The sequence below is a fragment of the Kitasatospora sp. NPDC058046 genome (assembly GCF_042885595.1).
Taxonomy (GTDB): Bacteria; Actinomycetota; Actinomycetes; order Streptomycetales; family Streptomycetaceae; genus Kitasatospora.
Genome location: NZ_JBHVRS010000003.1, coordinates 333,585 through 347,913 on the forward strand (window position 1 = coordinate 333,585; position 14,329 = coordinate 347,913).

The 14,329-nt window shown below is 74.4% G+C and carries 12 protein-coding genes; 11 read left to right on the top strand and 1 reads right to left on the bottom strand.

Annotation, left to right across the window (positions count from 1 at the left end; all coding sequences use genetic code 11):
• Window positions 1–215 precede the first annotated feature (215 nt).
• The 10 genes from ACFVU7_RS09270 (at window position 216) to ACFVU7_RS09315 (ending at window position 12,665) form a co-directional block, all read left to right on the top strand.
• Entirely contained in the window at window positions 216–1,547 is a 1,332-nt protein-coding gene (locus ACFVU7_RS09270) for an MFS transporter (protein ID WP_388044786.1), read from the top strand.
• Window positions 1,535–2,410 carry a formate dehydrogenase accessory sulfurtransferase FdhD gene (fdhD, locus tag ACFVU7_RS09275; RefSeq protein WP_049657281.1) on the top strand — a complete coding sequence of 292 codons (876 nt, stop codon included), beginning with the start codon at window positions 1,535–1,537 and terminating at the stop codon, window positions 2,408–2,410. The genes ACFVU7_RS09270 and fdhD overlap by 13 nt, the downstream gene beginning before the upstream one ends.
• Window positions 2,411–3,331, top strand: coding sequence for a LysR family transcriptional regulator (locus tag ACFVU7_RS09280; protein ID WP_375874545.1), 921 nt, complete (start codon window positions 2,411–2,413; stop codon window positions 3,329–3,331).
• Between the two features lie 140 nt (window positions 3,332–3,471).
• Window positions 3,472–5,817, top strand: a complete 2,346-nt coding sequence (locus ACFVU7_RS09285; RefSeq protein WP_388044787.1) for an FdhF/YdeP family oxidoreductase — start codon at window positions 3,472–3,474, stop codon at window positions 5,815–5,817.
• 516 nt (window positions 5,818–6,333) lie between these two features.
• The gene (locus ACFVU7_RS09290; protein ID WP_074004085.1) at window positions 6,334–7,983 is read left to right on the top strand and encodes an NRAMP family divalent metal transporter; all 1,650 of its coding nucleotides are present in this window, start codon (window positions 6,334–6,336) and stop codon (window positions 7,981–7,983) included.
• A 55-nt stretch (window positions 7,984–8,038) separates the two neighbouring features.
• Window positions 8,039–8,308 carry a hypothetical protein gene (locus ACFVU7_RS09295; protein WP_117490555.1) on the top strand — a complete coding sequence of 90 codons (270 nt, stop codon included), beginning with the start codon at window positions 8,039–8,041 and terminating at the stop codon, window positions 8,306–8,308.
• Between the two features lie 110 nt (window positions 8,309–8,418).
• Complete coding sequence (locus tag ACFVU7_RS09300) at window positions 8,419–8,802, top strand: winged helix-turn-helix domain-containing protein (protein WP_049656267.1); 384 nt, start codon at window positions 8,419–8,421, stop codon at window positions 8,800–8,802.
• 114 nt (window positions 8,803–8,916) lie between these two features.
• Window positions 8,917–9,381, top strand: coding sequence for a hypothetical protein (locus ACFVU7_RS09305; RefSeq protein ID WP_388044788.1), 465 nt, complete (start codon window positions 8,917–8,919; stop codon window positions 9,379–9,381).
• 102 nt (window positions 9,382–9,483) lie between these two features.
• Window positions 9,484–11,241 carry an ABC transporter permease gene (locus ACFVU7_RS09310; protein WP_388044789.1) on the top strand — a complete coding sequence of 586 codons (1,758 nt, stop codon included), beginning with the start codon at window positions 9,484–9,486 and terminating at the stop codon, window positions 11,239–11,241.
• Window positions 11,242–11,255: 14 nt separating this feature from the next.
• Window positions 11,256–12,665, top strand: coding sequence for a nitrate/sulfonate/bicarbonate ABC transporter ATP-binding protein (locus ACFVU7_RS09315; RefSeq protein ID WP_388044790.1), 1,410 nt, complete (start codon window positions 11,256–11,258; stop codon window positions 12,663–12,665).
• 4 nt (window positions 12,666–12,669) lie between these two features.
• Here the strand turns inward: ACFVU7_RS09315 and ACFVU7_RS09320 are convergent, their stop codons facing one another.
• Window positions 12,670–13,080: a metalloregulator ArsR/SmtB family transcription factor gene (locus ACFVU7_RS09320; RefSeq protein ID WP_049656270.1), complete on the bottom strand. Its 411-nt coding sequence runs from the start codon at window positions 13,078–13,080 to the stop codon at window positions 12,670–12,672.
• Between the two features lie 201 nt (window positions 13,081–13,281).
• Between ACFVU7_RS09320 and ACFVU7_RS09325 the strand changes: the two genes are divergently transcribed.
• Window positions 13,282–14,307, top strand: a complete 1,026-nt coding sequence (locus ACFVU7_RS09325) for an isocitrate/isopropylmalate dehydrogenase family protein (protein ID WP_388044791.1) — start codon at window positions 13,282–13,284, stop codon at window positions 14,305–14,307.
• Window positions 14,308–14,329 lie beyond the last annotated feature (22 nt).

Sequence of the window (14,329 nt, forward strand, 5' to 3'; positions counted from 1 at the left end):
GTCGAATTCCGGTCGGAATTCCGGGGGAAACGGGCCGGGATATCGGCGGATATCCGCGGGGCTGTTGATAGGCGGGGCTTATCGGTTCAGTCGCGTTGCCTCTTTGACGTGCCGCGATGGCCTGCCGGACACTGGACGGGAATCGGGGAACCGCGAATTCCCAGCGAATTCACGCCCCCGGAAAGCACCCGAGAGAAACCGAGCAGAGCGCGCGCATGCCCCCGTCCCGCACCGCCCGCTGGCTCCCGGCGGCCGCCGCCGTCGCCGTCGCCGCCTGGGGCGCCAACCAGTTCACCGCGCTGGCCACCGTGTACCGGGCGCGCACCGACTGGTCGGCGCTCTCGCTGTCCGCGATGTTCTCGGTCTACCTGGTCGGCCTGGTGCCCGGGCTGCTGCTGGGCGGGCCCGCCGCCGACCGGTACGGCCGGCGGCGGACGGTGCGCGGCGCGCTGGGACTGTCCGCCGCCGCCAGTGTCGTGCTGGCGCTGCCGGACGAGCCGTCCGTGTACGCCGCCCGGCTGGCCACCGGCTTCGCGGCCGGGCTGGTCTTCCTGGCCGGGACGGCCTGGCTGCGCGAGCTCTCCGGGCCCGCCGTCCCGCCCGAGCGGGCGGCCCGCCGGGCGATGTACGCCACCGGTACGGGCTTCGCGGCGGGCGCGCTGGCCTCCGGGGTGCTCGCCGAGTGGCTGCCCGGCCCGACGGTGCTGCCCGCCCTCGCCCACGCGCTGGGCTGCCTGCTGGTGCTGCGGGGCACCCGCCGGCTCCCGGAGACGAAGCCGGAGGCCAGGGCAGGGGTCAGGGCAGGGACCAGGGCGGCGGGCGGGCCGGAGAGCGCCCCTGGCCGCGGCACGCCCCCGCACCGCACGGCGGCCGTCCGCCACCCCCGGTTCCGCTACGTCGTGCTGCCCGCCAGCCCGGCCGTGCTCGGCGCCGCCACCGTGGCGTACGTGGTGCTGCCGCCGCTGGTCGCCGACCGGGTGCCCGGCTACGCCCCGCTGTTCAGCGGCCTGGTCGCGGCGCTGACCCTGGCCACCGGCGTGGTCGCCCAGCCCTTCGCCGCCCGGCTGGACGACGCGGACAGCGCCCGGGCCACCCTCACCGCGATGGCCACCGTGATCGCCGGGCTGCTGCTCGGCGCCGTCGCCGCCGCCCGCGACTCGGTGGGCCTGGTGGTGGCCGCCGCCGTGGTCCTCGGCACCGGGTACGGGCTGACGCTCGGCGCGGGGCTGCACGAGGTGGAGCGGCTCACCCGGCACGCCCCCGACCCGCGCGCCTCCGGCCCGACCTCCGCCTCGCTCTACCAGAGCACCACCTCCAGCGGCTTCCTCACCCCGCTGCTGCTCGCCGGCACCGCCGGCCACGCCTCCTACCCGGCGCTGCTGGCGGGCATGGCGGCCGTCGGCCTGCTCTGCCTGGCGGTCACCGCCGCCCACAGCCGCCGCCACCTGCCGGCCGGGGAGCACCCTGAGCCGCCGACGCGCGAGGATGCATCCGTACAGTCCGTCGCCAGCACACCACCGAGGAGCCGACCGCCATGGGCCGAGTGACCGTACCCCGCAGAGTGCTGCGCCTGCGCCAGGGCGCGCCCTCGTACCGTCCCGACACCCTGGCCGCCGAGGAGCCGATGGAGATCCGGGTCGGCGGGCGCCCGCTGACGGTGACCATGCGCACCCCGGGCAGCGACTTCGACCTGGCGGCCGGCTTCCTGGTCAGCGAGGGCGTGGTGCACGCCGCCGGGCAGGTGGCCGGCATCCGCTACTGCGCCGGCGCGACCGCCGACGGCGGCAACACCTACAACGTGGTGGACGTCCAGCTGGCCCCCGGTGTGCCCGCCCCCGACGCCTCGCTGGAGCGCAACTTCTACACCACCTCCTCCTGCGGCCTGTGCGGCAAGGCCAGCCTGGACGCGGTGCGCACCACCGCGCCGTGGAGCGTCGCCGAGGACGGGCTGCGCGTCACCCCCGCGCTGCTCTCCGCGCTGCCGGACCGGCTGCGCGCCGCCCAGAAGGTCTTCGACAGCACCGGCGGCCTGCACGCGGCCGGGCTGTTCGACGCCGACGGGCGGCTGCTCTGCCTGCGCGAGGACGTGGGCCGGCACAACGCCGTGGACAAGGTGGTCGGCCACGCCCTGCGCGAGGGGCTGCTGCCGGCCCGCGGCACGGTGCTGATGGTCAGCGGCCGGGCCTCCTTCGAACTGGTGCAGAAGGCCGTGATGGCGGGCGTCCCGCTGCTCGCGGCGGTCTCCGCGCCGTCCTCGCTGGCCGTGGACCTCGCGGAGGAGACCGGGCTGACCCTGGTCGGCTTCCTGCGCGGCGAGTCGATGAACGTCTACACCCGCGCGGACCGGATCGACGTCGGCCCGGACGTCCGAACCGACGCCGAGGCCGCCGTCCGGGAGGAAGGCCGGTAGATGCTCTTCCGCCAGCTGGAGTACCTCGTCGCGCTCGCCCGCGAGCGCCACTTCGCCCGCGCCGCCCAGGCCTGCCACGTCTCCCAGCCCGCGCTCTCCGAGGCCCTGCGCAAGCTGGAGGACGAGCTGAAGGTGCTGCTGGTGCGGCGCGGGCGCAGCTACGAGGGCCTGACGCCCGAGGGCGAGCGGATCGTGCTGTGGGCGCAGCGCATCCTGGCCGACCGGGACGCCCTGCGGGACGAGGTGGACGCGCTGCGCACCGGCCTGGCCGGACGGCTGCGGATCGGCTCGGTGCCGACCGCCTCGGGCGCCGTCCCGCTGCTCACCGGACCGTTCTGCGCCGCCCACCCGCTGGCCGCCGTGGAGCTGTCCACCGACCTGCGATCCGACGAACTCCTGCGCCAGGTGCGGAACTTCGAGATCGACGCGGGCATCACCTACCTGCCCGGACCGGGCACCGACGACCTGCGCGCGCTCCCGCTCTACGAGGAGCGGTACGTCCTGCTGACCGGCCCGGCCGACGAGCTGGCCCGGCACCCCCGGGCGACCTGGGAGGAGGCCGCCCGGCTGCCGCTGTGCCTGCTGCACCCGGGCATGCAGGGCCGCCGGGTGCTGGACGAGGTGTTCGCGGGCCTCGGCCTCGAGGCCACGCCCCGGGTCGAGACCGACTCGGTGGCCTCGCTCTTCGCCCACGTCCGAACCGGCCACTGGGCGAGCATCGTGCCGTACGCCTGGCTGCACGTGTTCGGCGTACCGCACGGGATGCGGGCCGTCCCGCTGGCGGAGCCGGTGCACAGCGCGCCGATCGGGCTGGTGACCGCCGCCCGGGAGCCCGGCTCGGTGATGGCCCGCGCGCTGCTGGAGGTCGCCCGGCGCACCGAGGTGGCCGCCGTCCTCGGCAGCCTGCCGGGCGGCGCCTGACCACCGGGCGCACGGGTCGGGCGTACGGTCCTGCCGCACGCGCCCGGCACCCGCGGCCGCTCGACGCGCGCGCCCCGACCGCCCGGCATAGCCTCGACCCAGCCCCGGTTGTCCGACCCGTGCGACGGAAGGCGAGTACCGTGACCACCTCCGACGACGCCGCCACCACTCCCCCGCGGAAGCAGCCGCAGGAGCCCCCGCGGGAGCCGCGGGAGGACGTCGGCCCCTCCCCCGCCGGGCCGCCCCACGTCGCGCCGTACCACCACCCGGCCGCCGGCTGGGGCGCCGCCAAGAGCGTCACCCGCTTCCTGGCCCGCGAGGGCGCGTACCTGGACGGGCCGCGGGCGGTGATGCGGATGAACCACGAGAACGGCGGCTTCGACTGCCCCGGCTGCGCCTGGCCCGACGACACCAAGGGCCTGCACCTGGACATCTGCGAGAACGGCATCAAGCACGTCACCTGGGAGATGACCCGCAAGCGGGTCGGCCGGGAGTTCTTCGCCGCCCACTCGGTGACCGAGCTGTCCGGGTGGAGCGACTTCGCGCTGGAGGACCAGGGCCGGCTCACCGAGCCGATGGTCTACGACCCGGACACCGACCACTACGTCCCGATCGGCTGGAAGGACGCGTTCGCCCTGGTCGGCCGCACCCTGCGCGGACTGGACGACCCGAACCGGGCGGCGTTCTACACCTCCGGCCGGCTCGGCAACGAGGCGACCTTCCTCTACCAGCTGCTGGCCCGCGAACTGGGCACCAACAACCTGCCCGACTGCTCCAACATGTGCCACGAGGCCAGCGGCCGGGCGCTGCAGGCCTCGCTCGGCACCGGGAAGGGGACGGTCGACCTCAAGGACTGGGAGGTCACCGACGCGCTGTTCATCCTGGGCGTCAACGCGGCCTCCAACGCGCCCCGGATGCTCACCTCGCTCGCCGAGGCGTACAAGCGCGGCGCGCAGGTCGTCCACATCAACCCGCTGGTCGAGGCGGCGGCGACCCGGACGATCATCCCGCACGACTTCACCGACATGGCGCTGAACCGGGCCACCCGCACCAGCACCCTGAACCTCCAGCCGCGGATCGGCGGCGACATGGCGCTGCTGCGCGGCATGGCGAAGGCGGTCCTGGAGCAGTCCGCGGCCGACGACCGGGCGCTGGACCGGCTGTTCATCGACCGCCACACCACCGGCTTCGAGGCCTACCGCGACATCTGCCTGGCCACGCCCTGGGAGGAGATCGAGCGCCAGAGCGGGCTGGAGCGGGCCGACATCCTCGGGGCGGCCCGGGTCTACCGGGAGGCCGACCGCTCGATCTTCAGCTGGTGCCTGGGCGTGACCCAGCACGAGCACGGCGTGGACACCGTCCGGGAGATCGTCAACCTCCTGCTGCTGCGCGGCAACCTGGGCCGCGAGGGGGCGGGCCCCTCCCCGGTGCGCGGGCACAGCAACGTCCAGGGCAACCGCACCTGCGGCATCGACCACCGGCCCGCCGCCGGGTTCCTGGACCGGCTCGCCGAGGTGTGCGGGATCGAGCCGCCGCGCGAGCACGGGCTGGACACCGTCGGCACGATCGAGGCGATGCGGCGCGGCGACGTCACGGTGTTCGTCGGCATGGGCGGCAACTTCGCGCTCGCCGCGCCGGACACCCCGTACACCCGGCAGGCCCTGGAGTCCTGCGAGCTGACCGTCCAGGTGAGCACCAAGCTGAACCGCAGCCACCTGGTGCACGGGCGGGCCGCGCTGATCCTGCCCTGTCTGGGCCGGACCGAGAAGGACCACCAGCGCGCCGGGGTGCAGTCCACCTCGGTCGAGGACTCGATGAGCATGGTGCACCTGTCGGTCGGCATGAAGCGCCCGGCCTCGCCGCACCTGCTCTCCGAGCCCGCGATCGTCGCCGGGATGGCCCGCGCGGCGCTGCCGGACAGCACCACCCCGTGGGAGTGGTACATCGAGGACTACGACCGCATCCGCGACACCATGGCCCGGGTCCTGGACGGCTTCGAGGACTTCAACCGCCGGGTGCGGCTGCCGCTGGGCTTCCGGATCAAGCAGCCGGCCCGCGAGCTGGTCTTCGACACCCCCTCCGGCAGGGCCGAGTTCTCCGCCGCCCCGCTGCCCGACGTCGTCCCCGGGGCGGGCACCCTGGCGCTGGGCACGATGCGCTCGCACGACCAGTGGAACACCACCATCTACTCGGACGACGACCGCTACCGGGGCGTGAAGAACCTGCGCACCCTGGTGTTCATGAACCGGGACGACATGCGCGAGCGCGGGTTGGCCGAGTTCGACCGGGTGGACGTCACCAGCACCGCCCGGGACGGCAGCACCCGCTCGGTGCACGGCTACCTGGCCGTCCCGTACGACATCCCGCGCGGCTGCGCGGCCGGGTACATGCCGGAGCTGAACGTGCTGTGCGCGATCGGCGACTACAGCACCCAGAGCGACCAGCCGATCATGAAGCACCTGAAGGTGACGGTCGAGAAGTCCTGAAGCGGAGGACCGGGACGAGCGCCTCGGAGCGACCGGAACGCCCGGAGCACCCGGAACGCCCGGAACGCCCAGAACGCCCAGAACGCCAAAGGTAAAGGTTTAACCAAGTGCGCAAGTATCACCTCCGGACGGGACTAAGCTCTGACGAGTTGGGGTGAACCGGCGGTCGCGTTGCGCGGGCCGGTGAACTCCTTGCCGCGTCGATGACACGCACCACGGGGTGCGCCGGCCGGGAGGAGGCGAGAGACATGGATTGCAGTAGTCCGGGCCACAGTTGCCCCTACCCCCGCTTGCCCTCGTACACCTCCGGCATGCGGTAACAACCTTCCCTGCACCACGTCCTGACGATCCGTCAGCCACGACGTCCACGCCACGTCCGCACGCGGCTCCGCCGTGCCCGCACACCTCCGTACGGGCCGCGCAGCCGCGCGCCGATGCGCCGTGTCCGCTTGCAGGGAGCGCTGCCGCCTGCCTCCGAACCGCCCCGCCTGTCCGGGGCCCAGGGAGGAAACCACCATGACCACCCACGCCACACTCAACTCCACTGTCCCCGAGCCGCGTTCGGCCGTCCTGGACGACGCTCACCTCGGCGACATCAAGGGTGCCCTCGGCACCATCCGGCTCGACGACACCACGCCCCGCCACGGCCTGTCGGCGCGGCTGAAGACCCTGCTCGCGATCATCGGGCCCGGCCTGATCGTGATGGTCGGCGACAACGACGCCGGCGCCTTCTCCACCTACGGGCAGGCCGGGCAGAACTACGGCACCCAGCTGCTGTGGACCCTGCTGATGCTGGTCCCGGTGCTCTACGTCAACCAGGAGATGGTGCTGCGGCTCGGCGCCGTCACCGGGGTCGGGCACGCCCGGCTGATCCTGGAGCGCTTCGGCAAGTTCTGGGGCGCGTTCAGCGTGATCGACCTCTTCCTGCTGAACGCGCTGACCCTGGTCACCGAGTTCATCGGGGTCACGCTCGCGGCCGGGTACCTCGGCCTGCCGAAGGCCGCTTCGGTGGTGCTGGCGGCCGGGATCATCATCGCCTCGGCCTTCACCGGCTCGTTCCGGCGCTTCGAGCGGGTCGCCGTGGCGCTCTGCCTGGGCTCGCTGCTGCTGGTGCCGATCTACTTCATGGTGCACCCGAAGACCTCGCAGATGGCGCACGACTTCGTCGTCCCGAGCATGCCGGGCGGGTCCGGTCAGCTCGCGGCCGTGATGCTGGTGATCGTCTCCATCGTCGGCACCACCGTGGCGCCCTGGCAGCTGTTCTTCCAGCAGTCGTACGTCATCGACAAGCGGATCACCCCGCGCTTCATGAAGTACGAGAAGGCCGACCTCTGGATCGGCATCGTGATCGTCATCGTCGGCGCCGCCGCCATGATGGGCCTCACCGCCGCCGCCTTCGCGGGCACCGACGGCTTCGGCCAGTTCTCCGACGCGGCCGCCGTCGCCCGGGGCATCGAGGACAAGGCCGGGCACCTGGCCGGCGTGCTGTTCGCGATAGCCCTGCTGGACGCCTCGATCATCGGCGCCTTCGCGGTGTCGCTGTCCACCGCGTACGCGATCGGCGACGTCTTCGGCATCAAGCACTCGCTGCACCGCGGGGTGAAGGGCGCCAAGGGCTTCTACGGGATCTACGCGGGCCTGGTGGTCGCGGCGGCGGCGATCACGCTGCTCTCCACCGACTACACCCAGGGCCTGATGACCCAGTTCGTCCAGGTGCTGGCCGGGGTGCTGCTGCCCTCCGCGACCGTCTTCCTGCTGCTGCTCTGCAACGACCGCGCCGTACTGGGGCCCTGGACGAACGGGCCGAGGACCAACGCCTTCACCTCGGCGGTGGTCGGCGTCCTGGTGATGCTCTCGCTGATCCTCACCGCCGCCGTGGTCTGGCCGGACATCAGCTCCGACGCGATCCTGTGGATCATGGCCGGCTGCGGCGTCGCCGGTGTGCTCGTCGCCGGGTACTTCTTCACCTTCGGGCGCCGCGGCACCAAGGAGGACCCGGTCGACCGCACCGGCCGGGAGAACTGGCGGATGCCCCCGCTGGAGACCCTCGACAAGCCGGTGCTGTCCACCGCCCGCAAGGTCGGCATGGGCGCCCTGCGCGCCTACCTGCTGATCGCGATGGCGATGGTCGTCGTCAAGATCGTCCAGACCGCGCTGAACCACTGAGCCGACCGGCTCCGCGCACGCCCTGCCCGTTGTCCTGTCACGGAGGTGACCTGCCATGACCATCGTCGCCGTCTTCCGGCCCACCCGTCCGTCCACCGACCGGGGCCGACTGCGCTCCACCCTCGCCGCCGTCGGCCGACGCCTGGCGGCGAGCCCCCTCGACAACAGCGTCCTCCGGGCCGCCCCGGCTCCGGCCGCCGGCCCGGCGGGCGGGGGCGGCGGCCCGGCGGCCGCGGGCACCGGCGGGCTGCGGGCCCGCTGGCGGACCGTCCCGGCGCCGGACGGGACGGCCCGGCTGGAGGCCACCTGGCACCCCGGCCGCTGAGCGGGCGGAGCGGCGCTCCCGCTCCGCCCGCACCCCCGCCCCGTCCGCGCCGCCCGTCCCGTCCACCCCGGTCGCCCCGGCCGCCCAGACCCCGAAGGAGCCCCTCCGCCATGGCCCTGCGCTACCCCAGGCTCGACGCCCTCTTCTCGGACCACCCCGCGCCCGCCCGGCGCCCGGCCCCGCGGCCGGCTCCCGCGCCCGGCCTGGTGGTGGACACCGAGCAGCGCACCGTCACCGTCGAGGGCCGCCCCGTCACCATGCCGTACCTGGAGTTCGAGCTGCTCGCCCACCTGGTCGGCAACCCGCTGCGGGTGCACTCCCGGCGCCAGCTGATGGAGAACGTCTGGGGGCGCCCGGACAGCGGCGACTCCCGCACCGTCGCCACCCACATCGCCCGGATCCGGCGCAAGCTCGGCCCCGGGCACCGGGAGGCGATCGCCACCGTCCGGCAGATCGGCTACAAGTACGACCCCCGGCTGGCCCGGACCGCCTGACGCCGCCGGCCGGACCTGACCCGGCCGGACCTGACCTGACCTGACCTGACCTGACCTGACCGCCCGACCCCACCACCGAAGGACCCGACGACCGTCCGAAGGAGGACCCCCGCGATGACCCGAACCGCCCTGTTCCCCAGGACCGGCAGAGGGACCGCGCTGTGCGGCGTCCTACTGCTGATCACCGCCGAGGGCCTCGCCGTCGCCCTCGCGCCCCACCCCCTGCGGCTCTTCCTGTCCGGCACGCTCATCGGCGCCTCGACCGCCGGGCTGCTGCTCGCCCTGCTGCTGGCCACCAGCCGGCGGCGGGCGGGCGCGGCGGCGGGGGCCCGGCCGTTCCGCGACGACGCCCAGTGGTTCAGCGCCCGCTCGCTGGACGGCTTCCCGATGGAGCAGGTCCGCCCGCTGCTGCTCGCCCCCGGCGCGCCCGGCCTGAGCCGGCTCTACACCGCCTGGGTGTTCGCCACCCACGGGCACGACCCCCAGTGGATCGCCCGGCACCTGGACCTGCCCGTCCGCACCGCCCGGCTGCTGGTCACCGCGGCCCGGCGGCACACCGGGGCCGCTCCCACCCGGTAGCGACCGGCGGGGCCCGGGCAGCGGTCCTCGAAACGCGGGACGGGTTTGCGTACGGACGTACCGAGGGAGCAGACTGCCCGGGTTTGCGCCGGAGGTACCGCCATGACCCTGCCGAAGTCCGTCCCGGCCCTGTCCCGGGGCTCGCTGCCCGCCCGGACGGCGAGCCGCCTCGGCGGTCGGGTGTGGGTGGACCTGGTCGTCGCGGCCGCCGTGCTGGTGCTGCTCTACCTGGGGCTGCGCCTCGGCCAGGGCGGCACCCTCCGGTTCTCCACCGCCCGGGACGCGGCCGTCGACACCGATCCGGCCCGGCTGCCGTACGACGCCCTGCGCTCGCTGCTGCGGATGTTCACCGCGCTCGCCGTCTCGGTCGTCTTCACCTTCGGCTACGCCTACGCCGCCGCCCGCAGCCGCCGGCTGGAGCGGGTGCTGATCCCGGCACTGGACATCCTCCAGTCGGTGCCGGTGCTCGCCTTCCTGAGCGTCGCCGTCTCCGGCTTCCTCGCGCTCTTCCCCGGCTCGATGCTCGGCCTGGAATGCGCCGCCGTGTTCGCCATCTTCACCTCCCAGGCCTGGAACATGACCTTCGCCTTCTACCAGGCGCTGGTCTCGCTGCCGCCCGAACTCGACGAGCTGTCCCGCTCGTTCGGGTTCAGCCGGTGGACGCGGTTCTGGAAGGTCGAACTGCCCTCGGGCATGATCGGCCTGGTCTGGAACGGCATGCTCGGCTTCGGCGGCGGCTGGTTCTTCCTGGTCGCCTCCGAGGCGATCACCGTGGACGGCCAGCGGTACGCGCTGCCCGGGGTCGGCTCGTACGCGGGCGCGGCCATCGCCGCCGGGGACCTCGGCCGGGTCGGCTGGGCGATCGCCACCATGGTGGTGCTGGTGGTCGGCGTCAACTTCCTGTTCTGGCGGCCGCTCACCGCCTGGGCCGAACGGTTCAAGAACGAGCAGTCCGAGGCCACCGAGGTGCAGCGCTCGGTCGTGCTGGACCTGCTGCGCCGCTCCCGCCTGCCCGCCGCGCTCGGCCGGGTGCTGCGGCCCGTCGGCCGGGCCCTGAACCGGGCCGGGCGGGTGTTCGGCACCGCCGAGCGCCCGCCGGCCGTCCACCCCGGCCGGCGGCGGGCCGGGGACGTGGCCTTCGGCCTCGTCTCGGGCGGCATCGTGCTCTGGGGCCTCGTCGACCTCGGCCGCTACCTCGCCGACCGCACCGGCCTCGGCGTCTTCGGCGAGCCGCTGCTGCTCGGGCTCGCCACCCTCGCCCGGGTGGTCGTGCTGGTCGCGGTGGCCACCGTGGTCTGGGTGCCGATCGGCGTGCGGATCGGCTTCTCGCCCCGGCTGACCAGGATCGCCCAGCCCGTCGTCCAGGTGCTGGCCGGCTTCCCGGCCAACTTCGTCTTCCCGCTGGTGGTCTGGCTGCTGCTGCGCACCGGGGTGTCGATCGACCTCGGCGGCATCCTGCTGATGGCCCTCGGCTCCCAGTGGTACATCCTGTTCAACGCCATCGCCGGGGCCATGGCCGTCCCCGCCGACCTGCGCGAGGCGATGGACGACCTCGGCGTGCGCGGCCGGCAGCGCTGGCGGCGGCTGATCATCCCCGGGATCTTCCCGGCGTACGTCACCGGCGGGATCACCGCCTCCGGCGGCGCCTGGAACGCCTCCATCGTCGCCGAGGTGGTCACCTTCGGCTCCACCACGCTCACCGCGACCGGCCTCGGCGCGTACATCGCCCGGGCCGCCGAGCACGGCGACCACCCGCGCCTGCTCGCCGGGGTCGCGGTGATGAGCCTGTACGTCGTCGTCCTCAACCGTCTGCTCTGGCGCCGGCTGTACCGGCTGGCCGAGCGCCGCTACTCGCTGTAGTCCGGAGTCCGCCGATGCGCTTCCCCTTCCGCCGCCGCCCCGCCGAGCCCGCGCCCGTCGAGCCCGCGCCCGTCCCGCGCGGGGACGTCCCGCACGGGGACGCCCCGCGCCCGGACGACGAGGTCCTGCTGGAGACCGTCGGCCTGACCAAGGCCTACGCCGGGGCCGCCGGCGAACTGCCGGTGCTCTCCGGCATCGACCTGACCGTGCGGGCCGGCGAGATCGTCGCCGTGCTCGGCCGCTCGGGCTCCGGCAAGTCCACCCTGCTGCGCTGCCTGGCCGGCCTGATCCCACCCAGCTCCGGCACCGTCCGCTACCGCGGCACCCCGCTCACCGGCGCCAACCCCGGCACCGCGCTGGTCTTCCAGACCTTCGCGCTGCTGCCCTGGCTGACCGTCCGGCAGAACGTCGAGCTCGGCCTGGAGGCCCGCGGGGTGCCGCCCCGGGAGCGCGCCCGGGCCGCCGCCCAGGCCATCGACCTGATCGGCCTCACCGGCTTCGGGTCCGCCTACCCCAAGGAGCTCTCCGGCGGCATGCGCCAGCGGGTCGGCTTCGCCCGGGCGCTGGTCGTCGAACCGGACGTGCTGATGATGGACGAGCCGTTCTCGGCCCTCGACGTGCTCACCGCCGAGAACCTGCGCGGCGAGCTGATGGAGCTGTGGGACTCCGGCCAGTTCCCGACCCGGGCCGTCGTGCTGGTCACCCACAACATCGAGGAGGCGGTGCTGATGGCCGACCGCGTCGTGGTCCTCGGCGCCCGCCCGTACGGGACCATCCGGGAGACCGTCGAGGTCGACCTGGAACGGCCGCGCGACCGCGACTCGGCCGCCTTCGACGAGCGGGTGGACCGGGTGTACCGGATCATGACCGGCCGCCCCAAGGACACCCGGACGCCCGGCCGCACCGACCAGCCGGGCCCCGACCCCGACCGCCGCACCGTCGCCAGCACCCCGCTGCCCACCGCCGGCGTCGACGGCCTCTCCGGTCTCTCCGAGACGATCGCCCACCGGGGCGGCGGCTGCGACCTGGCCGGCCTCGCCGACGAGCTCGGCCTGGACATCGACGACCTGCTCCCCCAGGTCGACGCCCTCGACCTGCTCGGCTTCGCCGAGGTCCACGGCGACGACCTGCTGCTCACCGACGCCGGCGCCGCCTACACCGGGGCCGACGCCCAGGACTCCCGCGCCCTCTTCGCCGCCGCGGCCCTGGAGGTCCCGCTGATCAAGCTGATCGCCAACAGCCTCGGCGACCGTCCCGGCGCCACCGTCCGCACCGGCTTCCTGCGCGACCTGCTCGGCCGCCACTACACCGTCGAGCAGACCGACCGGCAGCTGGAGACGGCGACCGACTGGGGCCGCTACGCGGGGCTCTTCGCGTACGACGCCGACCGGCAGGAGTACCGGCTGGACGCCCCGGAGCGCTGAGGGCTCAGCCCGTCGCCGGGCGGCGGCGCACCGCGCGGGCCGCGCGGGCGAAGGGCTGCGGCGCGGTGGCGCCGGCCGGGGCGGCGCCGTCGTCGCCGCCGTCGCGGCGGTCGGGCAGGTCGTGGGCGATCAGCGCGGCCTCGGTGAGCAGCCCGCGCACCTCGGTGGCCCGGTAGAAGATCCGGGTCCCCTCCCGCCGTGCCACCACCAGCCCGGCCGCCCGGAGCTTCGCCAGGTGCTGCGAGGTCGCCGCGACGTGCGCCCCCAGCAGCTCGGCCAGCTCGCTCACCGGCAGCTCCCGGCGGCTCAGCGCCCACAGCAGCCGGTACCGCGACGGGTCGGCCACCGCCTTCAGCACCGCCACCGCCCGCTCCGCCGCATCGGCGTCCCAGGCCTCTTCCCGCGCACCACCCATACAGGGATCGTACCGATCCGTACCCGGGCACCCGGAGCCGGGAATCCCCGCTCCCCGCGCCGACGGCGGCCGCCGGGTGAATGAAGCGCGACAGAACCGGGGGTACGGGCGGTTGCGGCGCCTAGCCTGGGCCTGGGCCCGGCCGGAACTGCGCACCGGCCGGGCGGAGTTGGTCCTGTCCGCCGCGAGGAAGGGTCGGCCGTGGCTGCCATCAGTGTGATTCCGGGCGACGGCATCGGCCCCGAGGTGGTCGAGTCCGCGCTGGGGCTGGTCGAGGCGTTCGGCCTGGGACTGGACGTCGACGTGCTGGACCACGTGGGCGCGGAGCGCTACCGCCGGGAGGGCGTGGCACTGGGCGAGGCGGACCTGGCCCGGGTGGCGGCGAGCGGCGCGGTGCTGCTCGGCGCGATCGGGCGGCCGGACCTGGAGCACACCGGGTACGTGCGCGAGGTCCTGCTGGAGCTGCGCTACGCCTTCGACCTGTACGCCAACTACCGGCCGGTGCGCCTGTGGCACGACCGGCTCAGCCCGCTGCGGGACCCGGCCCGGCGCGCCCTGGACTGCGTGATCGTCCGGGAGAACACCGAGGGGCTCTACAGCGGCATCGGCGGGAACCTCCGCGCCTCCTCCGACCACGAGGTGGCCGTCGACGCGGACGTCAACACCCGGCACGGCGTCTCCCGGATCCTGGACTTCGCCTTCGCCACCGCCCGCCGGGAGGTCTGCCTGGTGGACAAGGCCAACGCGGTGCGGGCCGGCGGCCGGCTGTGGCAGGAGTGCTGGCGGCGGGCCGCCGAGCGGCACCCCGGCACGGCCACCCGGCACCTGTACGTCGACGCCGCCGCGATGAAGCTGGTCACCGAGCCCGAGCGGTTCGACGTCATCGTGGCCAGCAACTCGCACGGCGACATCCTCAGCGACCTCGCGGCCGCGCTGGCGGGCGGGATCGGGCTGGCGCCCTCGGCGAGCCTCAACCCGGAGAGCGGCTTCGGGATGTTCGAGCCGGTGCACGGCTCGGCGCCGGACATCGCGGGCCGGGGCGTCGCCAACCCCTTCGCCTGCCTGCTGACCGCCGCGCTGCTGCTGCGCCACCTCGGCCACGACACGGAGGCGGCCGCGACCGAGGCGGCTGTCGCCGGATCGATCGCGGCCGGACGGACCACCCCGGACCTCGGCGGCACGCTGAGCACCCGGGAGGCGACGCGCGCGGTCCTCGCCGCCCTGTGACGGCGCCCGCCGGGGCCGGGAC